Origin of the sequence: Lachnoanaerobaculum saburreum DSM 3986 (assembly GCF_000185385.1) — a bacterium.
Taxonomy (GTDB): domain Bacteria; phylum Bacillota; class Clostridia; order Lachnospirales; family Lachnospiraceae; genus Lachnoanaerobaculum; species Lachnoanaerobaculum saburreum.
In genome coordinates this window covers 1248823-1273742 of record NZ_GL622296.1, presented here as the reverse complement: position 1 = coordinate 1273742, position 24920 = coordinate 1248823, and the positions used below count along the sequence as shown (strand labels likewise).

General features: G+C 36.2%; 18 protein-coding genes and 1 riboswitch. Of the genes, 2 read left to right on the top strand and 16 right to left on the bottom strand.

The window, feature by feature from the left end; all coding sequences use genetic code 11:
• Window positions 1-2 precede the first annotated feature (2 nt).
• The 10 genes from HMPREF0381_RS05975 to HMPREF0381_RS05930 all read right to left on the bottom strand — a co-directional run bounded on the left by HMPREF0381_RS05975 (window position 3) and on the right by HMPREF0381_RS05930 (window position 12748).
• A complete protein-coding gene (locus HMPREF0381_RS05975) occupies window positions 3-3116 on the bottom strand; it encodes an AAA domain-containing protein (RefSeq protein ID WP_008751024.1) in 3114 nt (1037 codons plus the stop codon).
• Complete coding sequence (locus HMPREF0381_RS05970; protein ID WP_040461214.1) at window positions 3113-3811, bottom strand: pseudouridine synthase; 699 nt, start codon at window positions 3809-3811, stop codon at window positions 3113-3115. Before HMPREF0381_RS05970 ends, HMPREF0381_RS05975 begins: the two co-directional genes overlap by 4 nt.
• Window positions 3811-5226 (bottom strand): RsmB/NOP family class I SAM-dependent RNA methyltransferase, encoded by a 1416-nt coding sequence (locus HMPREF0381_RS05965; RefSeq protein ID WP_008751022.1) that lies wholly within the window; start codon window positions 5224-5226, stop codon window positions 3811-3813. The genes HMPREF0381_RS05970 and HMPREF0381_RS05965 overlap by 1 nt, the downstream gene beginning before the upstream one ends.
• Before the next feature lie 49 nt (window positions 5227-5275).
• Window positions 5276-5944, bottom strand: coding sequence for a hypothetical protein (locus HMPREF0381_RS05960; protein ID WP_008751021.1), 669 nt, complete (start codon window positions 5942-5944; stop codon window positions 5276-5278).
• Window positions 5937-6440, bottom strand: coding sequence for a pantetheine-phosphate adenylyltransferase (coaD, locus tag HMPREF0381_RS05955; protein WP_008751020.1), 504 nt, complete (start codon window positions 6438-6440; stop codon window positions 5937-5939). The genes HMPREF0381_RS05960 and coaD overlap by 8 nt, the downstream gene beginning before the upstream one ends.
• Before the next feature lie 2 nt (window positions 6441-6442).
• Window positions 6443-6997: a 16S rRNA (guanine(966)-N(2))-methyltransferase RsmD gene (rsmD, locus tag HMPREF0381_RS05950; protein WP_008751019.1), complete on the bottom strand. Its 555-nt coding sequence runs from the start codon at window positions 6995-6997 to the stop codon at window positions 6443-6445.
• Window position 6998: 1 nt separating this feature from the next.
• The gene (locus HMPREF0381_RS05945) at window positions 6999-8585 is read right to left on the bottom strand and encodes a L,D-transpeptidase family protein (protein ID WP_008751018.1); all 1587 of its coding nucleotides are present in this window, start codon (window positions 8583-8585) and stop codon (window positions 6999-7001) included.
• 10 nt (window positions 8586-8595) lie between these two features.
• Complete coding sequence (gene recG, locus HMPREF0381_RS05940; RefSeq protein WP_008751017.1) at window positions 8596-10659, bottom strand: ATP-dependent DNA helicase RecG; 2064 nt, start codon at window positions 10657-10659, stop codon at window positions 8596-8598.
• 65 nt (window positions 10660-10724) lie between these two features.
• Window positions 10725-12377, bottom strand: a complete 1653-nt coding sequence (locus HMPREF0381_RS05935; protein ID WP_008751016.1) for a DAK2 domain-containing protein — start codon at window positions 12375-12377, stop codon at window positions 10725-10727.
• Window positions 12378-12388: 11 nt separating this feature from the next.
• On the bottom strand, window positions 12389-12748 hold the full coding sequence (locus HMPREF0381_RS05930) for an Asp23/Gls24 family envelope stress response protein (RefSeq protein WP_008751015.1): 360 nt from the start codon (window positions 12746-12748) through the stop codon (window positions 12389-12391).
• 286 nt (window positions 12749-13034) lie between these two features.
• Here HMPREF0381_RS05930 and HMPREF0381_RS05925 point away from each other — a divergent pair, with 286 nt between their 5' ends.
• Both HMPREF0381_RS05925 and HMPREF0381_RS05920 read left to right on the top strand, forming a co-directional pair.
• The gene (locus HMPREF0381_RS05925; protein ID WP_008751014.1) at window positions 13035-13757 is read left to right on the top strand and encodes an AzlC family ABC transporter permease; all 723 of its coding nucleotides are present in this window, start codon (window positions 13035-13037) and stop codon (window positions 13755-13757) included.
• The gene (locus tag HMPREF0381_RS05920; RefSeq protein ID WP_050784245.1) at window positions 13750-14052 is read left to right on the top strand and encodes an AzlD domain-containing protein; all 303 of its coding nucleotides are present in this window, start codon (window positions 13750-13752) and stop codon (window positions 14050-14052) included. The genes HMPREF0381_RS05925 and HMPREF0381_RS05920 overlap by 8 nt, the downstream gene beginning before the upstream one ends.
• 32 nt (window positions 14053-14084) lie before the next feature.
• Here HMPREF0381_RS05920 and HMPREF0381_RS05915 read toward each other — a convergent pair whose 3' ends face one another.
• From HMPREF0381_RS05915 to HMPREF0381_RS05890, 6 genes are all read right to left on the bottom strand, one after another.
• Window positions 14085-14774 (bottom strand): response regulator transcription factor, encoded by a 690-nt coding sequence (locus HMPREF0381_RS05915; protein WP_008751012.1) that lies wholly within the window; start codon window positions 14772-14774, stop codon window positions 14085-14087.
• Between the two features lie 10 nt (window positions 14775-14784).
• Complete coding sequence (locus HMPREF0381_RS05910) at window positions 14785-15816, bottom strand: sensor histidine kinase (protein WP_008751011.1); 1032 nt, start codon at window positions 15814-15816, stop codon at window positions 14785-14787.
• A complete protein-coding gene (gene metK / locus HMPREF0381_RS05905) occupies window positions 15816-17000 on the bottom strand; it encodes a methionine adenosyltransferase (RefSeq protein ID WP_008751010.1) in 1185 nt (394 codons plus the stop codon). Before metK ends, HMPREF0381_RS05910 begins: the two co-directional genes overlap by 1 nt.
• A 103-nt stretch (window positions 17001-17103) precedes the next feature.
• Window positions 17104-17199: riboswitch (SAM riboswitch) on the bottom strand.
• 112 nt (window positions 17200-17311) lie between these two features.
• Window positions 17312-20569: an AAA family ATPase gene (locus HMPREF0381_RS05900; protein ID WP_008751009.1), complete on the bottom strand. Its 3258-nt coding sequence runs from the start codon at window positions 20567-20569 to the stop codon at window positions 17312-17314.
• The gene (locus tag HMPREF0381_RS05895; protein WP_008751008.1) at window positions 20566-21639 is read right to left on the bottom strand and encodes a metallophosphoesterase family protein; all 1074 of its coding nucleotides are present in this window, start codon (window positions 21637-21639) and stop codon (window positions 20566-20568) included. Before HMPREF0381_RS05895 ends, HMPREF0381_RS05900 begins: the two co-directional genes overlap by 4 nt.
• 121 nt (window positions 21640-21760) lie before the next feature.
• Entirely contained in the window at window positions 21761-24907 is a 3147-nt protein-coding gene (locus HMPREF0381_RS05890) for a type I restriction endonuclease subunit R (protein ID WP_008751007.1), read from the bottom strand.
• Between the last annotated feature and the right edge of the window lie 13 nt (window positions 24908-24920).

The following is a 24920-nucleotide window of genomic DNA, read 5'->3' as shown; positions in this document are numbered from 1 at the left end:
ATTTACCAATCTGTCTTTTCATCTATTAACTCGGGATGTTTATTACCATACTCTGTAATAATATTATTTACCTTAGTTATAACTTCACTTCCCAATCCGCTATATAACTTCCTGTCACCAATTATATAAAATTCTTTTTTAGCTCTTGTAGCGGCTACATTCATCATATTTGCCTCATTTACCGCCCAAGTTGCCGCTCCTTTGCTGTTTGTGTCCGCACCGAGTACCATAAAAACAACAGGTGCTTCTTTACCCTGGAATGTATGTATAGTTCCTATATTGGTCACCTTATTTTTTTCTTTTCTTGTAAAACCTATTTCCCCAAGTTTTCTTCCAAGTTCATAAGCAACATTTTTAAAAGGTGAAATTATATAAATGGTATCACTTTCATTTTTATCAATTATTTTAGGGTCTTTCTCAATCATTGATTTTATCTTTTTTAACAGAAAATCTCCCTGCTCCTTAACATACTTATTTATAGCCTTGCCGCCTATATCATACCATCCTGTCTTGCCGTAACCTTCCTTGCCCTGTACCATAAGATTATTATATGAGATTGCATTTGAAATGGTAAACATAGGATACTGACATCTTCTATGTACCAGAAGCGGAATACCGATCCATGAACTCTCGTCCATATCTTTACTTGTATAAAAGCCATATTTGCTTACAGCATCCACCAAAGTTTGTACAGAGGCCGACTCCGATAAATATAACTCACTTACATTATAACTTTTTGAAAGCAATGCAAGTATTCCTTCATCCAAGGTAAGCACCGGCTTTATCTGGAACGGATCGCCTACAACCATTATATTTCTGCTTCTAAATACTGCACCTACCGCCGCTTGCGGCAATGCCTGTCCCGCCTCATCTACAAAAGTATGTCCCAATACATTTTCATCAATGTTTTTTAACATCCTTGAGAAACTGGCAAAGGTTGAACTGATAACAGGAATACACAGATTTATCCAATTCCACGCGATATTTATTAATCTCTTATTTTTTTCTACATAATTGTTTTGATATTTCCATATATTTATAGCAGCATTGAGATTTTTTCTATTCTCATACAGAAACTCTTTTCTTACTTGCAATGCCGACACAAAAAGCTTTGATTGTTCAATCCTATACCTTTCATCAAACCATGGATTTGACATCTGTAAGCTGTCATAATCTTTCTCAAAATCAAGTGCTTTATCAAAAGCTTCTTTATCTGATTCAAAAGCCTCTATTATACTGTTATACTCCGCTTTTTGCTTTTCCCTGCATTGCCTTAAAGTTTCGTACTTTGCAATATCTTCATCCAATCTATACTTATACGAATCAATATCACTCTTAAGACTGTTACATTTATTTTGCAGTTCATTCTCGGTCTTTCTGAGTGTCTCATCTTCATCTATAAGTTTTTGTAATCTGTTTAATAATTCATTTACTTCGTTTTCAAAAGCCTTATTTTTATTACTGTTAAACAGCCTGTCCAAAAATCCGCCCTTTTGACTTCTTTTCAGTTCAACCGACATCTTTTGATTGGAAATACTGTTTGCCAAATCCTCCCTTTGCGCCTTTATGGTGTCAAGTTTACCGGTAATCTCATTAATGTCGGCTCTGTTTTTCTCAACAGTTTTTTCAAACTCAAGCTTTTGAGATTCTATTTTAACTTTCTCAGCTTCTTCATTTGCAAATACACTATTATTGATATTTTGTTTTGCATTCTTATAGTTTATATACTTTTTTTGCAAATCCTTCGCATTACTTCTTAAACCGGCCACATAAGTATATTGCTTTTTAAATTTATTATAAATCTCACCGTCCGACTTATATTCTTCATTCAGATATTTGACAATACATTCTATTTTATTCAATATATTTGTCATATTCTCAGCCTTACCGCCTTCAAGAGAGAAAGTCCCCCAAAACCTCTCTTCCTTCATATCCTTATTGGCTATATCTTTGAAATAATCCGCCTTCTCAAGTTCAGACAATATATTATCATCAATTCCCTCCTTTAAAGGCAGTTCATTGACAATATTTTGTACGGCACCGTTATTGGAACTTGCAACCACTATATTATTTTCTGCAATTTTATCTGTGAGTTCACCTATTGAAGCCTTACCATAGTATACAGTGTCGTCACTTCCTCTTATATATTTTGATGTTAATAAACATATATCATGAGCTTGTTTAACAACTAATTCAGCAAATATATCTTTTAAAAGTGTAGTCTTTCCTGTTCCGGGAGGACCGTTTACACTTCTCATACTGCTGTTATCATATCCTATTGTCAAGTTTAGTGCTACCTGTTGCATAAATGAAAGTGCAAACTCGGTTTTACCGGGGAATCTTCCAAGTGGATAGTTTTGCGGCTCCAATATATTTTCAAACACGGATTGATTATAGTTTGGAGAGTCCTTTTTACTGTCCAAATTTATCCTGTCTTTTGTATTTCCGCCTGTCAAATACCTTTTAAGATTTATATTATTGATTTCCTTTGCCTTATTAAGGTCTTCAATAAAGAAAGAGTGCAAATTTGTTGCCTCCGTTTCAATATTACTTAATATCTGTACACGGCAATTCTCTATATCAATATTATACTCATTTAGCAAAGCATTTACGGCATTATCAAATTTCTCCCGATTATCCTCACTGCCGTCAAATCTTTTGACTGTTTTCTCTTTAAATTTCTCTTCAAATTCTTGAAAATCCGATTTACTCGGTATCTCATGTAGATATCTCATATATCCGCTACATGTAAAAAAAATATTATCACTGATAAAGTTTATATTTCTATCGAAATATAGTGCTATACTGAACTTGTTACCATAATTTATATCACTCTGTGTTTTTTCCACTCCAAATTTCTTTCTGAGAAAATCTGTTACCTCAGTAAATTTAAAGATATCTAAATACAGCACAAGTCCTGAACTTTTATACTTCTTTTTTTCGGAATTTTCCATCAAGGTATGAAAGTATTCTTTATATCTTTTATCAGTCAAATCATCCAATAATAAAATATTTCTATCATTTAAGTTGATTTCTCCCTCGGATAAATGTTCTACCATAATCCATGCATCTAAAATACCGTTTGTATTATCCATTGCAGGTCTACGCCCTATCATATAAGTTTCCTCATCTCTTCCATGCTTATTTTTCTGCTTTCACCCCTTTTAAGATTTAAATCGTCAAGTCCAAGCCCTCCAAAAGCTGTCCTTTTTAAGTAAGTCACCTCACCTCCAAGTGCTTTTATCATCCTCTTGACCTGATGAAACTTACCTTCATGTATAGTTAATAGTACCTCATTTTTTGATACAATTTCAAGTTTTGCCGGTTTTGAGACTTCACCGTCACCTATATCAAGCCCTTTAGCCGTCATTTCTATAGCATCATCTGCCAGTACACCGTCAAATTTTGCATAGTATACCTTATCCACATGTGATGACGGAGATACCAGCCTGTGATTTAGATTTCCGTCATTTGTAAGTATCAAAAGCCCCTCTGTATCAAGGTCAAGTCTGCCTACCGGTACAATGTTTTTTCTGTTTGAATCTATTAACTCCATAACTGTTTTATGCACATTATCAAAGGTTGCACAGACATAACCTGCCGGCTTATAAAGCACATAGGTTTCAAACTCTTCAATGACCACATCCTTTCCGTCAAAATAGAGTCTGTCAATCTCAGTATTTATCTTCTCCTCCGGTTTTTTTACCGGATTTTCATTTATTCTTACCTTTCCGGCTTTAACATATCTTTTTATCTCTGTCCGACTTCCAAAACCAAGTTCGGACAGAATTTTATCGACTCTGACAATCATTATACCCATCTCCAGCCCTGATAATACTTATTTTTACAGCTTCTTTTGTTCTGCTTTACAAATCCAAGTGAAAATCCGTCCACACATACAAGTCTGATTCCACTGTACTCATCATCCGCCTCTATGGTCTCCCCCTTTAGATACTTTACCACTCTTTCATCAGTCGCACTAAGGTCAAGCGGATTTTCCCACTCATCCGACTTTATATTCATAGCCAATGCCTGGAAAGGCTCAAATCTGTTTTTCTTTATCTCTCCCAAAAGTAAACCGGTTCTGATATAGTGTAAACTCTTATCAATCAGTGCATCTTTCGGCAGATAGTACGCATAGTCCTTATTAATAAAAATTCTCTCATAATCCCATTTACGATTTATCTTTTTTAAGAAATCCAAAAGCTCCTTTGGAAGTTTTGGAGGCTTTTGTTTCTTTTTATTTTTTACCGTCCCATTTTCTTTTAATTCAATATATTTTTTACCGTCCTGCTTTTTTAACCTTGCAACAAAATGCCCTTCTCCCTTTAGCTTATGTGGGAAAAGTCTGACAGTTCCAGGCAATTGCTTGGACTCTTCAAACCCGAATTCAGGTGTAATCCTGTCAATATCAAAGTCATTATGATTTTCCAAAAAACTTATAAGACTTCCCTCATCCTCTATACTTGAATATGTACAGGTGGAATATACTAAAGTGCCGCCCGACTTTAACATTTTAGCCGCTTCATTTAATATACCGACTTGAATACCTGTAAAACTTTCAGGACCTCTTCCAAGATATGCTTTAAACACGGCACTGTCTCTTCTGAACATACCTTCTCCGGAACATGGAGCATCTACAATTATCTTATCAAAATATTCACTATACACCTCTGAAAGATGTTTGGGATCCTCATTAGTTATAAGCACATTGTCAATACCGCTTACCTCAACATTTTTTTGTAGTGCTTTTACTCTGGACGCTGAAAAATCATTTGTCACCAATAAACCCTCTCCCTGTAGATATGAGGCTATCTGTGTGGATTTTCCTCCCGGTGCCGCACAAAGATCAAGCACCTTATCGCCCGGTTTTATTTTTGCTATACTTGCAGGTGTCATGGCGGAAGGCTCCTGTATATAATAAAGCCCCGCAAAATAGTACGGATTTTTTGATATACTATTTATCTTTTTATTATATTTTATTGACGGAGTGGTAAGTACACCTCTTTCTTCTTCAAAGTAAAATCCCTCTTTTACCCATGGTACACTCTTAAAATCTCTGTCAAGAAGCTCTTTGAGTCTATCAGAATCAAGTTTTAACAAATTAGTTCTGATACCTACATAGGGCTTTTCATCCAATGACTTTATATATGCTTTATAGTCCTCTCCCAAAAGCTTTTGCATTGCATCTTTATAGGCTTTTGGCAAATCTTTTTCCTGTATCATATATACCTCAATCTTAATTACGCAAAAAATGGGCTGACAAACAGCCCAATTATTGTTCCTGTGAATTCGGATCTACAGGAACAATACTGGTTGCAAGCTCCTGTCTATTCTTTCCAATCTCTTCTGTATAATACTGCAATGAATTCAAATACTGATTAAATTTATTTTGACCGTCCACCATTGTTCCTGAAATAATCTCTTGAATGCTTTGCAAAAGTTCATCTGCGTATTTTATAGATGATTTTCTGATTTCATTTGCTTCCGCATTGGCCTCATAGACTATCTTATCGGCATCCATCCTCGCATATGCTATTATTCTGTCCGATTCTGCATATGCCGCCTGCATAACTTGATTTTCATTGACAAGCTGAGACTTAAGCTTATTGGCTTCCTGCATAATAGTCTCCGACTCTTTTTTTGCGCTGATAATTATAGCATCAGCCTTTCTTTTGGCATCATCTTTTATAGAATTGCTTTGCAAATTGGCATCAAGCATAGTCTTTTCAGCCTTGTTCTTTGCATCCAGCAGTATACTGTCTTTATTGCTGATAATCTTTTGTGACTGCGTAACTTCCTCAGGTATTTCCTGCCTAAGCTCATTTAACAGTGCAATAAACTCTTCTTTGTTTACCTTTATTATCGAGTTGGACAATGCGACAGTTTTACACTTGTCTACAAATTCCTCTATCTCTGTTATTACCTGTTCGATTCTACTCATTATTTCTCCTCAGACCTTTTTCACTCAGTCTCTTCATAACCTTTTCTCTTATATCTTCTCTTACGAAATGACTGATATCCCCACCATATACCGCTATCTCCTTAACGATGCTTGAACTCAGATATGAATACTTCAGGTTTGTGCTCAAGAAAACAGTCTCTAAGTCCGGTGCGATTATTTTATTAGTCTGAGCCAATTGTAATTCATATTCAAAATCAGTTATTACTCTAAGTCCCCTGACCAAAATATTACATTTTTGCTCATGTGCAAAATCCACCAATAAGCCGTCAAATTCCAACACTTCTACATTTGGTAAATGTCCTATTACACCCTTTATCATATCCACTCTCTCAGCCGGTGCAAAAAGGGGATCCTTTGCCGAGTTGATAAGTACTCCGACAATAACCTTATCAAACATCTTGGCAGATCTCTCAATAATATCAATATGTCCATTCGTAATAGGATCAAAACTCCCCGGATAAATAGCTTTAGCCATAGTCACCCTCGCTTATGTATAAAAATATGTTTATTAGACTTATACTCTTTGACCTTAATTATATCCCAATCCTTTTCCAAATGGGCTGTATCAGTCTTAAAATCTTCTTCAATTATAATCAATGTATACTCATCAATCAATGTAGAATTTAATAAAATGTCTAAACATTTATCCTCAAATCCCTTTTGATACGGCGGATCTAAAAAAACAATATCAAACTTCTCTCCAAGACTCTTCAGCTTTTCAAGATTGCTTTCAAAACCGCCTTTTAATACAACGGCTCTGTCGGAAAGCTTGGTATGTGACAGATTGTACTTAATACATTCAACAGCCTCTCTGTCAATATCACAAAAGTATGCCTTTTTTGCACCTCTGCTAAGAGCCTCAATGCCTATACCGCCACTTCCTGCAAACATATCAAGGAAAGTGGCATCATACAGGTCATTTGCAATCATATTAAAAAGAGTTTCCTTTACCTTGTCTGTAGTAGGTCTGGTAAAATTGCCCTTTGGTGTCTTTAATATCAGACTCCCGGCAATTCCTGAAATAACTCTCATACTACTGCTCTATCTCAACCGTTTGTTTATCACTTGGCGGATTTACACTCTCACTGATAGGCTCAACAGTTGCCTCGGTAGCTTTGGTTTCCACACTTGCCTTAGTCTCACCGCTGCTCGCAGCTGTAGTTTCTGTAGGTGCGGGAGCTGTAGTAGCTTCAGTCAAGTTATAGCAAAGCACAGGAAATCCGGCATCTATATAGTCAAAAAGCTGCTTTGCAACGGAAGGCGGCAAGTTGATACAACCATGTGAACCTGAAGTCTTATATATCTGTCCTCCAAAGGCACTTCTCCATGGTGCATCATGGAAACCTATTCCACCATTAAACGGCATCCAATAATTAACCGGTGTCGAGTATCCCTCACCCTTTAGTGTAGCATTCCTTGTTCTGTATGTAAGCGGAAATGCTCCCGGAGGTGTGGTCCAATTCTTAGAAATATTTCCGGATACAAAATCACTTTCAAGCACCTTTGATCCGTTCTTTATCAAAATCATATGTTGTGCGGTAAGATTCACTTCTACATATGAATTTCCATAGTCATTTTCACCATGTGAAGCCGCCTTTCTTGAATACTCAGGTTCTCTCTTTGCAGTCTCCCCTGCCTGTATCAGCGACTTGATAGCGGCTTTTTCTTTCTCTACATTTACCTTCCAACCATATGAACCGCCTGTTATGGTAACTGTCGGACCGTATGAGGTCTTTAAAGTCTTAGGCTTACCTACTGTATTATATGCATTTGATACCTTTTTTACAAATGAAGCTACACCTTCATCTGATATACTTACAGAACCGTCACTGTTTACACTTAGCCAGTTATGTATAGTATCACCGTTTAATACATTCAACTTATCATATGAGATTCTGGCGGAAATATACTTATTCAAATTATTCAGTGCCGTATTCAAAGTAGGATCATCAGCTCTCTTTGCCGGTTTCTCATATAAATCATTATCTTCATAATCAAGATTTATATCACTGTTAAGAGTAATCAGCTGACTCTTTATATACTCCTTGGCCTTGGCAATATCTATTGCATTACCCTCCACCTCAGGTATTATAGAGTAGCCTGACCCCGGAACAAAATCTGAAATCCTTGCATCCACAGGCCTTTCAAATTTAGACTCGTCAAGTGCCTTAAGCTTTGACACGGTGTTTTCAAACTTATCAGGATCCACAGTAAATGAGGACTTTATCTTTAAATCTCTTTTGCCGTTTACTTCCGCAATCCATGCCATGCTGTTTTGCTCTTTTAACAAATCCTCAAGTGAATTATCCTTTACAAATGCAAGTCCTACATCACTTCCCTTGATTATCTCATCATTATTACCTCTTGATTTTATGGTGCTCTCAAAATTATCAATCTGATTTGACATCACCTGACGCACTTCGTCTACAGTTTTCTCAGATGCATCTATACCGTTGATGACGGTATGTGGAAAAAATCTTGTTCTATATGTGTTGGCTTTCACACTGTAAGCACCTACCACCGCTACAATACCGGCAACTATAATTCCAAGAGCAACTTTATTCATTCTCTTTTTTTCTTTTTTACCTCTTTTTCTTGGTTGTTCTTTATTCTCAGACATACTACTCCTATCAAAGCGCCAACTTTTTATAATGTAAATCCATATAGCTATCTATCTCCCTCTCAAGCCTTTTTCTCTCATAATCCCCTATATTGTCACATTGTATCATATCTGCCGCCTCTTTCGCCATATCAAATACATCATTATCATTATATATATCCGCAATACCGAAATCCGGCTCTCCACTCTGTGCCAAACCGAAAAGCTCCCCCGGCCCTCGCAAAGCCAAATCTTTGGAAGCAATATAAAATCCGTCGTTTGAATTTCCTATAATCTCCAGTCTTTTCTTTGCCAATTTAGAGTTTGAAGTCCTCACAAATATTGCATACGACTGCAATGCACTTCTTCCGACTCTGCCTCTAAGCTGATGTAATGTTGCAAGTCCGAATCTCTCAGCATTTTCAATCATAATTACAGTAGCATTTGGAACATCCACTCCTACCTCTATTACAGTTGTAGCTACCAAGATATCTATCTCTTTATTTATATACCGTAACATTATATCATCTTTTTCTTTCTGATGCATTTGCCCATGCAATACTTCCACCTTACAATTTTGTGAAAATTTATCTGCTATTTTCTTACCATAGTCAAGCACATTTTCCGCCTCTATATTTTCACTATCTTCAACCATCGGACATATAATATATGCCTGATGTCCTTTTTTTACCTCAAGTAAGATATGCCTATAGGCTTTTTCTCTGTCTTTTTCTGTGATTACAGCATTTTTTACAGGCAGTCTGCCTACAGGCTTTGACTCTATTGTAGAAATATCAAGATCACCGTACAGTATAATTGCAAGTGTTCTGGGTATCGGTGTGGCGGACATTACAATTACATGAACATTCTCTCCTTTTCCTGAAAGTGTGCTTCTTTGTCTTACTCCGAAACGATGCTGCTCATCAGTTACCACAAGTCCGAGATTTTTAAACTTTACATTTTCAACCAACAGGGCATGTGTACCTATAAGAATATCTATTTCACCACTCTCTATTTTTTCATACATCAGCAAATGTTCCTTCTTGGTCATAGAACCTGTAAGTATACCAAGATTAGGAGGTTTATCCAACTTACTCAGTATATCAAACATAGACTTAAAATGTTGCTTTGCCAAGACTTCGGTAGGCACCATAACCACACCTTGAAATCCCGACTTTACCGCCATATACAGACAAATCAGTGCGACTACAGTCTTTCCCGAGCCGACATCTCCTTGTAAAAGCCTGTTTGTAACAATACCGCTTGACATATCATGTAAAATCTCTTCTATTACATCATCCTGTGAGGCAGTCAGCTTAAACGGCAAAACGGATTTTATCTCATCTAATGTATTCTTATCATCGGCTATTATATTCTTTGTCTTTATCCTTAACCTCTTATCCTTTAGAAGTCTTATACCATATAAAAATCTAAAAAAATCATCAAATGACAATCTCCTCTTTGCATCAAAAAGAGCTGTTTTATTCATAGGACAATGAATATTTCTTACAGCACTTTCTCTGTCCGCCAATGAATTTTTCTTTATTATATACTGCGGCAAATACTCTTTAAAGTCCATCTTGGGAATATATTCAAATGCAACCTTTATAAGCTTTTCCATAGTATTATTGCTGATACCTGCCGTAAGACCATAGACCGGCTTATAGCCTCCTATCTTTTTTTCATATTCTTCTACAGTATAAATAGCGGGATGTTCCAATGTGTTTTTGCTTCTTCTTGACATCTTCCCGACAAAGATATAACTTTCTCCCTGCCTCAAAGTTACACTGAGGTATGCGGAGTTGTACCAAATCACATCTATTACATCTATATAATCTGTAAGCTTTGTGGTCAGTACTTTTTTATTACTGCCGACAAATGCCGGACTCTTTGTAACAGTTGCTTTGATTACTACATCTTCATCCCTATTATCATCCTTTTTTATATCAGAAATTTTTGTAGGAGGCTTATATTCCAAATACCTTACAGGATAATGTTTTAAAAGATCATTTACAGTCCTTATGCCAAGTTTATCCAAATATTGTGCTGTTTTTGCTCCTACACCTTTTATATTTTTTACAGATATATCAGGCATAACATCTCCTAACAAAGTTTTAACTAGGTCATCAAATAAAGATTTGATGACCTAGTTATAAATAATTATTCTACAGATATAAAATAATAATAAACCGGCTGTCCGCCGTTATGTAACTCAAACTCAAGCTTAGGATACTTACCTGCCAACTCATCACAAAGTTTAGCCGCATCTTCCTCACTCACATCAGCACCATAGTACAGACTTACAAGCTCACTTGAATCATCTACCATGCTTGACAGTGCCTTATCTACCGCAGAATCTATACTCTTATCCACACCTATAATACCGCCGTCTCCAAGTGCCATAACATCATTTTCATGTATCTCCACATCATCAATAGTGGTATTTCTTACAGCATAAGTAATCTGTGCGGACTTCACATCGGCAATCTCTTCTTTTGCATTCTCAAGATTCTCTTCAATACTTCTGTCCTCAGACAGGCTGATCATTGCAGTTATACCCTGTGGAACAGTCTTTGTAGGGATTACCACAACCTTTTTGCCCTCCTCTAATTTTGCCGCCTGTTCAGCCGCCAATATAATATTTTTGTTATTCGGTAAAATATATATAGTCTCAGCATTCAGTTTGTCAACAGCTTCTATAATATCCTCAGTACTGGGATTCATAGTTTGGCCGCCTTCCACCACTATATCAACACCTATCTCTTTGAAAATAGAGGCAAGTCCGCTGCCCGCACTTACACTGATAACTCCCATTTTCTTTTTCCTGTTCTGCTCCTTGAGGATTTTATCTACACCTTTTATAACTCTTTCCCTATGCTCTTCACGCATATTGTCAATCTTTAAGTTGGTAAGCTCACCAAATGAAAGTCCTTTTTGAATAGCAAGTCCGGGGTCATTTGTATGGACATGTACCTTTACCACTTCATCATCAGCTACACATACTAAAGAATCTCCAATAGATGTCAGAAAGTTTTTGAACTCTTTTTCATCCTTATCTGTAAATTCTTTTTTCAAATTTACTATAAACTCCGTGCAGTATCCGAACTTAATATCTGCTGTATCTATATCCTCTCTTGCAGCACCGTCTGCGGCTACAGACTTGGTGGAAAGTACTACATCTCCAAGTTCTATCACATTGCCCTTAAGTCCCTCAAGCATTCCATGTAATATAACCATCAATCCCTGTCCGCCTGAATCTACCACTCCGGCCTTTTTCAGCACCGGAAGCATCTCAGGGGTTTTCTTAAGAGTTTCATCACCGCATTTTAATACTTCCTCTAAAAAAGGGATAATATCATTATAATTTTCATGTATTTCAAGTGCCTTATCTCCCATAGCCTTTGCTACTGTAAGGATTGTACCTTCCTTCGGCTTCATTACAGCCTTATATGCCGTCTCACTTGCCTTATCAAAAGCAAGTGCAAGCTCAAACACATCTATCACCTGTGCTTCTTTTAAAATCTTTGCCGCTCCTCTAAAGAGCTGTGAAAGTATAACACCTGAGTTTCCTCTGGCTCCGCGAAGTGAACCCTGTGCTATAGCCCTACACAATTCAGCTATATCATCACTCTCCTCAGCCGCCAAGTTTTTGGCTGCCGACATTATAGTCATCGTCATATTGGTACCGGTATCTCCGTCAGGAACCGGAAAAACATTCAGTTCATTTATCCACTCTTTTTTAGCTTCCAAGCTTTTGGCTCCGGTTATAAAAGCACTTCTTAGTGATTGTGCATCAATCTGCTCTATGCTCACAAATACCCTCCTTAGTCTATTATTCGTACGCCTTCTACGAATATATTTATTTTCTTTACTTCCATTCCGGTGAAATTTTCCGCTTTATATTTTATGGTTTCTATCAGATTTTGAGTTACTGCACTGATACTTAGACCATATGCAACTATGATATGAAAATCCAAAATAAGCTTATTGTCCTCTATCTTTACACTGATGCCCTTTGTCATACTCTCCCTTTTAAGGAGCCTTGCAATACCGTCCGTCACTGAAACTGCCGCCATACCTACTATGCCGAAGCACTCAACAGCCTGCATTCCGATATAGAATGCTATAACATCCGGATTTATGCTTATTTGACCAAGATTTGTATTGATTTGCCCTTTATTCATATAACCCTCCAATCATATTTGTCTAAAGTCATTTATTTTTGTGGCACTGCCACCTAACTATGAAAGAATAAATATTTCGTAGTTTATCTATAATCCAAAGTCCGAAACCTGCCGCTATATGCCCCGTCTCGGATACTTAATAATACCATTTTTTTATGATAAAGACAATGCAAGCTTTTAGCCTGACCTCACCGTTTAAAAATTTTTATTCAACAATATGTTTTTTGTAGTACATTTTGTAGTACAATAGAAGCATCAGAAACATCATTTTTTTAGAAGGTTTTTTATGGAATACAAGTTTGGCAAAAATAAAAATATTTTCTTTCTCGGAATAAGAGACGGCATACCCATTGCCTTAGGGTATTTTGCAGTATCTTTTTCACTCGGTATAATGGCTGCAAAATCAGGATTGTCAGCATTTCAAGGTCTTGTTGCAAGTTTTCTAAACAATGCCTCGGCAGGAGAATATGCAGGATTTTCAATGATTGCCATATCCTCATCATATATAGAGACAGCTGTTATCACACTTATAGCAAATGCCAGATATCTTTTAATGAGTATTGCAATGAGCCAACGCATAAAAAAGGGTACACCGCTTCACCATATATTTATCATTGCACATATGCTGACTGATGAGGTTTTTGCAGTATCCATTGCAAGACCCGGAGATATCAATCCCTACTACACATTCGGAGTAATGCTTGTTGCCTCACCGGCATGGTCTTTCGGTACCTTCTTCGGTGCCATAGCAGGAAATATATTACCGATGCGATTGGTATCGGCATTCAGTGTTGCACTTTACGGCATGTTTATTGCTATAATAGTTCCTGCCGCAAAGGCCGATAAGATAATACTTTCACTGGTTATTATAAGCTTTGTACTTAGCTATATATTTTCCTTTGATTTTTTCCATATATCGGAGGGAATAAAGACAATAATTTTAACTGTTATAATATCTGCAATTGGAGCAATATTTTTTCCGCTAAAGAATGGAGATAATGATGAATAAATGGATATATATCTTTATAATGTTTGCAGTAACATATCTTATCAGAGTGCTTCCGCTCATCCTTATAAGAAAAAAGTTGAAAAACACATTTATCAGATCATTTTTATACTATGTACCATATGTCACACTGTCTGTAATGACCTTCCCTGCCATATTGCATGCAACTATGTCACAGACTTCAGGACTTCTAAGCTTTATTATAGGAATCATTGCCGCATGGTATGGAGCAAATCTTTTTAAAGTGGCACTGCTATGCTGTACATTGGTATTTGTAATTGAATATTTTATTGCATAAAAAAGCCGACACAAAAGTGTCAGCTTTTTTAATCAGCCTCTAAACCTGTATCCGACACCCCAAATTGTTTCTATAAATTGAGGCTTGGAGCTGTCAAGTTCTATTTTTTCTCTGATATTTTTGATATGTACTGTAACCGTTGAGATATCACCCATTGACTCAAGTCCCCAGACCTCTTTAAACAAATCTTCTTTAGCATATACCTTGTTCGGATGCTCCGCCAAAAAACGCAATATATCAAATTCCTTTGCAGTCAATGTCCTTTCCTTGCCATAGCTCCAAACTCTTCTTGAACTTGAATCTATCTTGAGTTCTCTGACCTCAATAATATCCCTATTGGCGGCTGAAACACCTGCAAGTCTGTCATATCTGTTTATATGAGCCTTCACTCTGGCTACAAGCTCACTTGGTGAAAACGGCTTAGTCATATAGTCATCTGCACCCAGTCCAAGCCCTCTTATCTTGTCAATATCATTCTTCTTTGCACTGACCATCACTATAGGTATTTCCTTAGTCGCCCTTATACGCCTGCATATTTCATATCCATCTAATCCGGGCAACATCAAATCCAACAGTACCAAATCATAATCTTCACTCAATGCTTTTTCAAGTCCTTCTTTTCCGTCAGTTGAAATATCCACTTCAAAGCCGGATATCTCTAAATAATCTCTCTCCAGCTCCGCTATGCTTACTTCGTCTTCAATTATAAGAACTTTGCCCATTTTATATCTCCTACTTTTTTAAAACTATGTCTATATCCGTCCCCACTCCTGATTTTGACATAGCAACAACACTGCCTTCATGAATCTCTATCACCTTTTTTACGATGGATAGACCTATACCGCTTCCGCCAAGCTTGGTATTCCTTGATGCATCACTTCTGTAAAATCTCTCAAATATATGTGGCAAGTCCTTCTCAGCTATACCTCTTCCGTTATCTGAGATTCTTATATTTATAGCATCCACAGTCTCCTTGACTATAAGGTGGATTTCAGGATTTTCCTTGTCCATATATTTCACCGCATTTGAAATTATATTATTCAAGGCACGCTTTATCTGCTCCCTGTCAATATCTATTACCGTATCGGCATCAACATTGGCGGTATACGAAAATTTTATCTTAACAGTCTCCAGTTCCAAGTACAAATCTTTCACATACTCATCAAAAAAATCTTTGACATTGGTTCTTTCAAAGTTGTAAGAAACTTTATTTCCTGTCACCCTTGAATAGTAAAGCAATTCATCAATCAACTTAGTCATATCATTTGTCTTATTGTATATAGTATTCAAATAGTCTCTGACCTTTTGCGGTGAGGAGGCGACTCCGTCAAGTATCCCTTCCACATAACCTCTGATAGCTGTAAGCGGTGTCTTCAAATCATGTGAAATATTGCTTACAAGCTCTCTTGCGGCATTTTCAGAAAGAATCTTCTCTTCCTCATTTTCCTTTAACTTGATTCTCATCTTCTCAAAATCATTATACAAAAAAGGAATCTCCACAAAATCTTTTTCATCCAGCTCATAGTCAAAATCACCGTCCGCTATCTTTTTTATAGCAATGCGCATCTTATCAAGCGGTACCAGAATTTTTCTGTAAATCCAGAACCACATAATAATAGCCAAAATATCTATTATGCCTGCAAGGATTGTAAACCAAAGATCTACACTCCTTGCAGTTTCATAATTCATACTATATATCAAAAGTATTGAAGGTACAACTATTACAATACAAACCACCGAAAATAAACCGGAGCTGATTTTCATTAGATGCCCTTCTTCAACTCCTCCACCTTATCAAGTCTCTCCCATGGAAGGTTCAAATCATCTCTTCCGAAGTGACCATAAGCTGCTGTCTGCTTAAATATCGGCTTTCTAAGATCAAGCATCTTTACTATTCCGGTAGGTCTAAGATCAAAATGCTTTCTGATAAGCTCAACTATTGCACTGTCGCTTATCTTTCCCGTTCCGAATGTATCTACGGAAATAGATGTAGGATGTGCCACACCTATAGCATAAGATAATTGTATCTCACATTTCTTTGCAAGCCCTGCCGCCACAATATTTTTTGCTACATATCTTGCCGCATAAGCTGCCGATCTGTCCACCTTTGTACTGTCCTTTCCCGAGAACGCACCGCCGCCATGCCTTGCATAACCGCCATAAGTATCTACTATTATCTTTCTGCCTGTAAGTCCTGAATCTCCATGTGGTCCGCCTATAACAAATCTACCTGTAGGATTGATAAAGTACTTTGTATTCTCATCTACCATATCCTTCGGGATAACTTCATCAAATACATACTTTCTTATATCCTCATGTATCTGTTCCTGTGTTACATCTTCATCATGCTGTGTAGAAAGTACTACCGTATCTATCCTTACAGGTTTATCATTCTCATCATACTCTACAGTAACCTGTGTCTTACCGTCAGGTCTGAGATACTTTAGAGTACCGTCCTTTCTAACCTGTGTCAGTCTCTTTGCCAGGTTGTGTGCAATATATATAGGATACGGCATAAATTCCTTTGTTTCATCTGTAGCATATCCGAACATAAGTCCCTGGTCACCTGCACCGTTGTCCTCATCTTCTTTGTCAATAAACTCTCTTGACTCTAACGCCTTATCTACACCCATTGCAATATCCTTTGACTGCTCATCAAGTGCTACAAGTACACTACAGGTATCACAATCAAAACCGTATTTTGCTCTGTCATAACCTATCTCTCTTACCGTTTCCCTTACTATCTTTTGGATATCAACAGTTGCCTTTGATGAGATTTCTCCCATTACAAGCACCATTCCTGTAGTTGTAGCTGTCTCACAGGCTACTCTTGAATCCGGATCCGCACCCAAATATGCATCCAATATTGCATCCGATATCTGATCACACATCTTATCAGGATGTCCTTCTGTAACTGATTCTGAAGTAAAAAGTCTTCTCTCTTCCATCTTTCTCCTATCTTTTTACACTTATATAAACCTTAGAATATAAACTAAACAATTAAGTATATCTTATATTAAAAAAGTCCACCAATCGGTGGACTAAGGTTTCCACTCATTGCTCGATTTCTCGCTCAGGTTGGCACCTTCCTAAAAGGGGTTGCCGTGACATCACAGATCCTTAACTCTCCGTCACTCTTAATAAGTGTATATATAATACCCATATGGGCAAATTTATTTTGTTGCAACCATAGTATACCATTTTCATATAGTTATGTAAATATGAAATTTTCATAACATTAAATAAAATGCTGCCTATATCAAGTTCTACTGCTGTTGCATACCATATATATTATCTGCTTATCTTGTGCAATTTTCTTCAGCATTTCCAAAGCATATGATGTATGAGTATCATCAAGATTCACAAAAGGATCATCCAAAATAATAAAAGGTTCTTCTTGCTTAAAAAGTGCGTCAATCAAAGCTAGTCTCATACAAAGCATCATACAATCAGCCATTCCTGCACTAAAATATCCGATTTCTCGTGCTTCACCCTTCTCATCCACCTGTATTTTCAAGTCATGATCTACCATTGCATTTTTGAAATCATTTCCCATAAGTTCCTGCATATACTTTGAAAAGTTTTGTTCCACACTGCCTACATATTGGGTGGAAAGATTACTTTTTGCCATTTCAAGCAAACTCAAAGTTTTATCCAAGATATCTCGACTGTTTTCTGCATTCTTTCGTTCTATTTTCAAGCGCTTTATCTGATCTTCCATATCCGGAATTTGTTCAATTTTATTTAAAAGTTCTTTACGTTTATTGCGTGCAGCTTGAAGTTCTTCATTTGTAACTCTCTGCTTTCCCTTAGTATTTTTTTCTTCTTCAATCAATATTTCAGTCGATGGTAATTCTTCCTGCCCAAACTCTTCCTGTGGCAATCCATCTTTGTACTCCGGATGTTGAGTCTTAAAATGCTCCAACTTTTTAAGCAGTTCTACCTTATCTTGCAGCTGCTGTTCATAACTTATAATATCATCTGAAATCTTTGAAAGTACTTCTTCACTGATTGGTATACTAAGTCCATAATCTTTTGCAAACTGTTCCAATCCCTCTTTTGCATTCGTCTTTTGTTCTTCCAACTCTTTTTTTCTATTCTGTAAATCCATTACATTTTTTGAAGCTCTCTTATAATCCGAAAAGAGAGTTCTCAAGTTCTCTATAGAATCAGTATAAGATTCATTTTCAAAATATATATTATACTTTTTTAAAATATGCTCTATAGAATTAATTAGTTCAAATCTTTCCCTTTCAGCTTCTGCTCGTGAACTTTTTGTTTTATTATATTTTTGATCTAAAGTCTCAAATGCCTGAACATCAGCCTTTAAATTTGACAATATCGTAGAAAATTCTTTACTATCAATTGTATTATAATACTTTGTAAAGGCCTCTCTCAGTTCTTTCTCCAGATTATCCAACTCCTTAATCAAACCGGTTCTGGTAGCATGTAAGCTATTCTGTCGATTTGACAAATTCTTATAATGTGCCCAATTTTCTCGAAGTTCTGACACAAAGCTATCTTGATAATTTGAATTTGGATAATAACGATTGAAAACACTTAGTAAAATTTTTTGATTTTCTTCTACCTTACCACACAGCGTATTTGCTCTACTTTCAATATCTTCTTTTTTATCTTTCAGCTGCAAATAATTCTGCTTATCCAGTATCAGTTTTGTAAGTTTTGCATTTAAATCAGAATTATCATCATAAAATTTGGAAATAAACTCTTTTAAATTTTTTTGCAAATTATATAGTTCTTGAATCTCTTCTTCACTTATTGCACTACTTTCTACAGCAACCTGTCCTGAAGATTGATTGACCATCTGCTTTGTATGTATCCAAAAATAAATCAAAAGAACTACAAAACCGATAATGGTAAATACTGCACCCATTGCAATAATATTTGACACAAAACCAAATACCCCTAATAAAAGTAGTAACGCTCCAAGTACAATCAAACCTATAGAAGATTTTTGTTTTTGCACACTTGAGGTTTGATTTGATTGAAATACCATGGTTTTTGTATTTTTCTTGCTATTTAGTTCATCAATACGTCGGCAATCATTTTGTTTTTGAAAAATGGTGTTATCTTGTGGTACCTCGATAGAAAAAACACGTCTAAGATAATTCCAATCTTTTTGCTCCTCGTCCGACAAAACCATGTCTTGAAGTTTATTTTCAAAAATTTTAGTCTCTTCCTGGATCTCTTCACAATGCTTAAGTTCGTCCTCATCAACAGTTTTTTTATCAAAAAATCTCTCTAGCTTAGATAATTGTTCATTTTCTTCCTCTCCTAGTTGAATTGCACTACATTCCCCCCTCTTTACAGACAGTAAATCAATCTTATCTTGATAATCTTTCATTTCCTGCTCTGTAGGAATACCTTCCTCAAAAAGCTTTTTTAAGCTTTCCAGTTCAGTCAGCTCATCTTCACTCATCTGTATTGTTGCCTGAGTAGTCACTTCCACCAATTTATCACATTTATTTTGGCAAAGTCTGATATCATTTGAGGTTGTCTCCTCATCTGCAAAAACTTCTCTCCACTTAGCTTCACACTCAATATCCTCATCTTTTATTACAAGTTCAGACAAGCTCTTTTCTGCATGCTCTATGGCCAAAACTCTTTTATTATTAAATGCAATTTCTTCCTTTTTTGGGTAACCCTTTGGGTATAATTTGTTTAAATTATCAATATTTTCTTCTGTAAGAGTTAGATCTTTTTCCAGCTCTATGAATTGTTCTCTTATTACTTTGTCGCCTTTCTGTTTTGAAGCTTTTGTTATCTTATCATGAAGTAACGCCAATTCTTTATCTTGTTCTAATGTTTGTTCACTCAACTTTTCTACATCTTTTGTAGCCTCTATTAATAAAGGCTTTTTATTTTCAGCCTCGAACAATTCCTTTGCCAATTTACAGATATCATCTTGAATATCATCAATAATACCTCCGCTACCACGAAGTTTCTGATATTTGCTTCGTTCTTTTCTCAACCTGTCTATCGCCACATCATAGTTATTTAAATCATCCGTATTATTCACCAGATTACTCAATTTAGTCTGCATAGATGTAGTTGCTAATGTGTCTGTTTCTCTTCCCTGCGACATATACACACTTCTCATAAATGATTCTGCATCCAACTGAAACAACTCTTCACCTAAGTTCTCTGAAAACCTTGAACTTTCTCTATGATTTTTAAGATCTCTAAGCGAATATGTATCTTTAGATGCTTTATCACCAAAGGTACGCCTGACACGATAACTTATTCCTTCAAACTCAAAATCCAGACTTCCTCCGTAACTTCCACCCTGCCAAGGTGAATATTTTTTCCTTTCATTTTCTGTAATACTCCGTTTTCCAATACGTGGAAATCCATAAAACATAGCCTTAATAAATGCAGCTAATGTGCTTTTACCAAATCCATTATGTTCTTGTATAACATTTAATCCATCAACAAATGAATAATCATAATTCGATAGTTTTCCAAAATTATCTACATGGCATCTCAACAATTTCATACTGTAATTTCCTCCCCGCTAAGTGCTTCAAGCCCTGTCCTAATGATTTGTATTTTATCCTCTTCACTGGAATCACTTGCCATTACCAGTCTGATAAACTCACCCTTTAAAGAAATATCATTTTCATATTCCTTTGGATCAATTATACACTTTGTATTGTCTTTAATTTTTACAAAGAAAAAATCAGTATCAGCCAAGCGGTACAAATATTTTATAGAAAGATCTGACGCAATATCTCTTGAACCTGTTAAAATAAATTCTACCATATGATCTTTTGATATATCCTGTGTTTCCTTCTTCATTGCATTATAAATTTCTATATTGTTGAGCAGACTTGTAATATCAACCTCTATGTGATGAAGTACTCTTGATGAAAAAGGTACAAAAGTCGGTTCAATTTCCCTTACATCGGTATCAAGTAAAACAAAACCTTTTTTGCCACATTCATCAAAACCACGCCCCTCCAAGCATCCCGGATAGCAGTAAATTCCATCTCTGTCCAGTTGATTGCAAGAGTATGTATGTATATGTCCCAATGCCAGATATTGAATATTTTTATCTTTTAAAAGATTCAAGTTCACTTGATCTATCCCACTTGATGTAGAAGTTTGACCATGCAACATAACAATATTTATACGACTTTTCTGCTCCGGTAGCTGCTCATACAGTATCTCTGCATTTGCTTTGGTCATTTCTATTCCGGATACAGCTACATCACCATAGATAAATGTATTCCACTTATCTGTAAAACACTTGAAATTTGTAGGAATGTCATGATCTACAAACGCATTGGTCCAGTTATCATGGTTGCCACTCAAATACAAGTAATCAATCTTAGGTGTGCTTGTTACTGCATCAAAAATACCGTCTACAGTACGTCTTGTAACGCGTTCTCCGTCAAAAAAATCTCCTGCAATCAAAACAAGCTCTATTTTCTCACTAGCCGCATACTCTGTCATTCGCTGAAATGACTTTAAAATTTCTATATTTCTCGTTGCTGCTTGCTCTCGTGTCATATGAGTTTCCATAGGCGAATCCAGATGTATATCTGCACAATGTAGAATTTTCATTATTTATAATTTATACACTCTCTTTCATATTATTTATTATAATTCGGATGTTTTATCGTATATCATTTTTTTGTATACCGATAATCCTCCATCATTTAATATTGTACATATAAAAATAATTTTAATTATACCTCACTCTTTCTTCTGCCACTAAAGGTAGAGTTTTTTCTGTATTATTTGTATACGTAAAAATATTATGATTCTCACCAAAGCTGTTATTATCAGTCCAAAGCTCGCACTGTGTCATAACAGTCTGAACGGCATCATCCATTCCTTCAGGCGGATATTTATGTTTTTTCAAAAGCTTTTTTATGAGCATACGCATTTTAGCTCTTGCTGACTCACGTTTTTGCCAGTCAATAGTCTTATTCTTACGTAGAGTATCCGCAAGTTCTTTTGTGATTGCAATCAACTCTTCATTTTCATAAAAATCTTTGATTGCTTGTGGCTTTGTTAATGCATCATAGAAGGCAAGCTCATCAGCAGTAAGTCCAAGTTTGTCACCTTCTTTTTGATCCGCCGCAATTTGTTTTGCCAATTTTAACATTTCTTCTATAACTTCTTCATTGGTAAGCATCCCGTTAAGATATGCATTGATAGCATGTTGCATAATCTCACTGAACTTTTCGGATTTTACAATATTTGTTCTACGATAAACCGAAACTTGCTCTGCAATCAATTTTTTCAATAGTTCGACTGCAAGGTTCTTCTCTTTCATATTTGCGACTTCCTGGAGGAATTTAGGATCAAACAAAGAAAACTCCTCTTTGATGTCGGAAAATAAATTTATTACTCCATCACTTTTAATACTCTGTTTTAAAAGTGCATTTATTCTTGCATTTATTTCAGGTAAGGAAATCTTTTTACCAACGCCGGTATTGGTGAGCCTTAAAACAAGAACTCGAACAGCCTCAAAGAATGCTGCTTCAAATCTACTATCTTCATCAACTAACGATGAACAAAGAGAAAGGGCTTGATGAAGCATAAGGGCTTCTTTTACGAAGGAATCTTTATCATCAACTTTTTCTCTACCCATAATAAAATTCACAGCACCACTGATAGTTTTAGCTCTTTCAAGGTCAGTACCATTGATAAACTTTGTGTAATCATATCCATGAAACTTATCACGGCAAACTGATAATTTCTCCAAGAACTTCGGATATGCAACCTTTGCAACATCCGTATCGCCATAGTTCTTTTTATCACGAGAAGTATAGTCATTCATTGCCTGCTTAAGAGCAGTAGCAATTCCAACATAGTCAACAACAAGCCCACCTTCTTTATCACGAAATACACGGTTTACACGAGCAATTGCTTGCATAAGATTGTGCCCTGACATAGGCTTATAAACATACATAGTGGAAAGAGATGGAACATCAAACCCCGTCAACCACATATCAACAACAATAGCAATCTTCATAGCACTGTTGTTATCTTTGAACTTCTTTGCAAGTTCATTCTTATGATGTTTATTACCAATAATCTGTCTCCATTCTTCCGGGTCGTTGTTCCCGGAAGTCATAACAACTTCCACCTTTTCAGTCCAAGTCGGGCGCAGTTCCAATATTTTCTTATAAATTTTCATGGCAATAGGGCGAGAATATGCAACAATCATCGCCTTGCCGGTAAGCAGATTCTCTCTATTATTTTCATAGTGGTCAAGAATATCACAAACAAGCGAATTTATGGTATTATCATTCCCAAGCACTGCTTCCATCTGACCAAGTTCTCTTTTGCTCTTTTCAATAACCTCATCATCTGCATTAAGAGCCATTAAATCATACTCTGCATCAATCATCTTCAATGTTGCTTGATCAAGGTTTAATTTAATTACACGACTCTCATAATAAACCGGGCGTGTTGCTCCATCTTCAACAGCCTGTGTCATATCGTAAATATCAATATAATCGCCAAATACCTCACGAGTACTTCTGTCTTTTGAAGAAATAGGTGTCCCGGTAAATCCTATATATGTAGCGTTTGGAAGTGTATTACGAATAATTCTTGCTGTACCGATAACCCGCTTTGCTACTTCATCACCATCTTCATTCTTTGTAATCTTAATCTTTTCAGCAAGTCCATACTGTCCTCTATGAGCTTCATCAGCCATAACTATAATATTATGGCGTTCAGACAGAGGTTCGTTAGACTCCTCAAATTTCTGCATAGTAGTAAAAATTATGCCGTTTGCCTGTCTGCCGGCAAGCAAAGTTTTTAGATTCTCTCTACTTTCTGCTTGTAATGGTTCTTGCCTTAAAAAGTCTTTGCACTTTGCAAACTGACTATAAAGCTGGTCGTCAAGGTCATTTCTATCGGTGAGTACAACAATAGTCGGACTATCTAATACCTCCTGTAACAAATGAGCATAGAAAACCATAGAAAGCGATTTGCCGCTTCCTTGTGTATGCCAAAACACACCACCTTTACCGTCAGTAACAGTAGCATGTTTTGTTGATTCAACCGCTTTTCTTACAGCAAAATACTGATGGTATCCGGCAAGAATTTTATAAGTATTAATCCCCTCATTTGAAAAACAAATAAAGTTCTTGATAATATCAAGCAATCGTGTCTTTTGAAATATTCCCTCAAAGAAAGTGTCAAACTGAGCATACTGAGTATTCTCATAATTACCGTCTTTTGTTTTCCACTCCATGAAGCGGTCTTCACCGGAAGTGATTGTCCCGGCTTTTGATGTCAACTGATCGCTCATAACACAAATTGCATTATAAATAAACATAGAAGGAATTTCCTGCATATAGTTACGAAGTTGCCTATACGCTTCGGATGCATCTGTTTCTTCACGGGATGGGGATTTAAGCTCAATTAATACAATAGGCAAACCGTTTAAAAAAAGAACTACATCAGGACGCTTTTTACTATTCTCAATAAAAGTCCATTGATTAGCAATTACAAAAGAGTTATTATCAGGATTTTTATAGTCAACAAGATAAACTATAGAGGAATGTTCCTCACCGCCAAGGAAATATCTTACCGGAATACCGTTTTGCAAGTAGTCCATGAAAACAGAGTTTTTCTGCACAAGCTCACCGTTTTCAAAGTTTTTAAGTTTGAACATGGCATCCTGAATAGCGTCATCCGGCAAACCTCTATTCAAACTATACAGAGAGTCGAGCAGAACTTCCTCATATAATGGGTTATAAAAATCCCTTTCAATATCGGGACCGTATGCGTATTCGTACCCCAAGTTGTTTTGAAATAATTCAATTATTGAGTTTTCGTAGTCGGATTCGGTGTATAATCCTAGCATAAATCTCTCTCCT

Excerpts from the sequence above, each read along its gene's own strand:
- HMPREF0381_RS05890 (WP_008751007.1), bottom strand. The coding sequence starts at position 24,907 with ATGCTAGGATTATACACCGAATCCGACTACGAAAACTCAATAATTGAA.
- HMPREF0381_RS05960 (WP_008751021.1), bottom strand. The coding sequence starts at position 5,944 with ATGAGTAGAATCGAACAGGTAATAACAGAGATAGAGGAATTTGTAGAC.
- HMPREF0381_RS05895 (WP_008751008.1), bottom strand. The coding sequence starts at position 21,639 with ATGAAAATTCTACATTGTGCAGATATACATCTGGATTCGCCTATGGAA.
- HMPREF0381_RS05915 (WP_008751012.1), bottom strand. The coding sequence starts at position 14,774 with ATGGGCAAAGTTCTTATAATTGAAGACGAAGTAAGCATAGCGGAGCTG.
- HMPREF0381_RS05930 (WP_008751015.1), bottom strand. The coding sequence starts at position 12,748 with ATGAATAAAGGGCAAATCAATACAAATCTTGGTCAAATAAGCATAAAT.
- HMPREF0381_RS05975 (WP_008751024.1), bottom strand. The coding sequence starts at position 3,116 with ATGATAGGGCGTAGACCTGCAATGGATAATACAAACGGTATTTTAGAT.
- coaD (WP_008751020.1), bottom strand. The coding sequence starts at position 6,440 with ATGGCTAAAGCTATTTATCCGGGGAGTTTTGATCCTATTACGAATGGA.
- HMPREF0381_RS05920 (WP_050784245.1), top strand. The coding sequence starts at position 13,750 with ATGAATAAATGGATATATATCTTTATAATGTTTGCAGTAACATATCTT.
- HMPREF0381_RS05925 (WP_008751014.1), top strand. The coding sequence starts at position 13,035 with ATGGAATACAAGTTTGGCAAAAATAAAAATATTTTCTTTCTCGGAATA.
- HMPREF0381_RS05900 (WP_008751009.1), bottom strand. The coding sequence starts at position 20,569 with ATGAAATTGTTGAGATGCCATGTAGATAATTTTGGAAAACTATCGAAT.
- HMPREF0381_RS05910 (WP_008751011.1), bottom strand. The coding sequence starts at position 15,816 with ATGAAAATCAGCTCCGGTTTATTTTCGGTGGTTTGTATTGTAATAGTT.
- recG (WP_008751017.1), bottom strand. The coding sequence starts at position 10,659 with ATGCCTGATATATCTGTAAAAAATATAAAAGGTGTAGGAGCAAAAACA.
- HMPREF0381_RS05970 (WP_040461214.1), bottom strand. The coding sequence starts at position 3,811 with ATGATTGTCAGAGTCGATAAAATTCTGTCCGAACTTGGTTTTGGAAGT.
- metK (WP_008751010.1), bottom strand. The coding sequence starts at position 17,000 with ATGGAAGAGAGAAGACTTTTTACTTCAGAATCAGTTACAGAAGGACAT.
- rsmD (WP_008751019.1), bottom strand. The coding sequence starts at position 6,997 with ATGAGAGTTATTTCAGGAATTGCCGGGAGTCTGATATTAAAGACACCA.
- HMPREF0381_RS05945 (WP_008751018.1), bottom strand. The coding sequence starts at position 8,585 with ATGTCTGAGAATAAAGAACAACCAAGAAAAAGAGGTAAAAAAGAAAAA.
- HMPREF0381_RS05965 (WP_008751022.1), bottom strand. The coding sequence starts at position 5,226 with ATGATACAGGAAAAAGATTTGCCAAAAGCCTATAAAGATGCAATGCAA.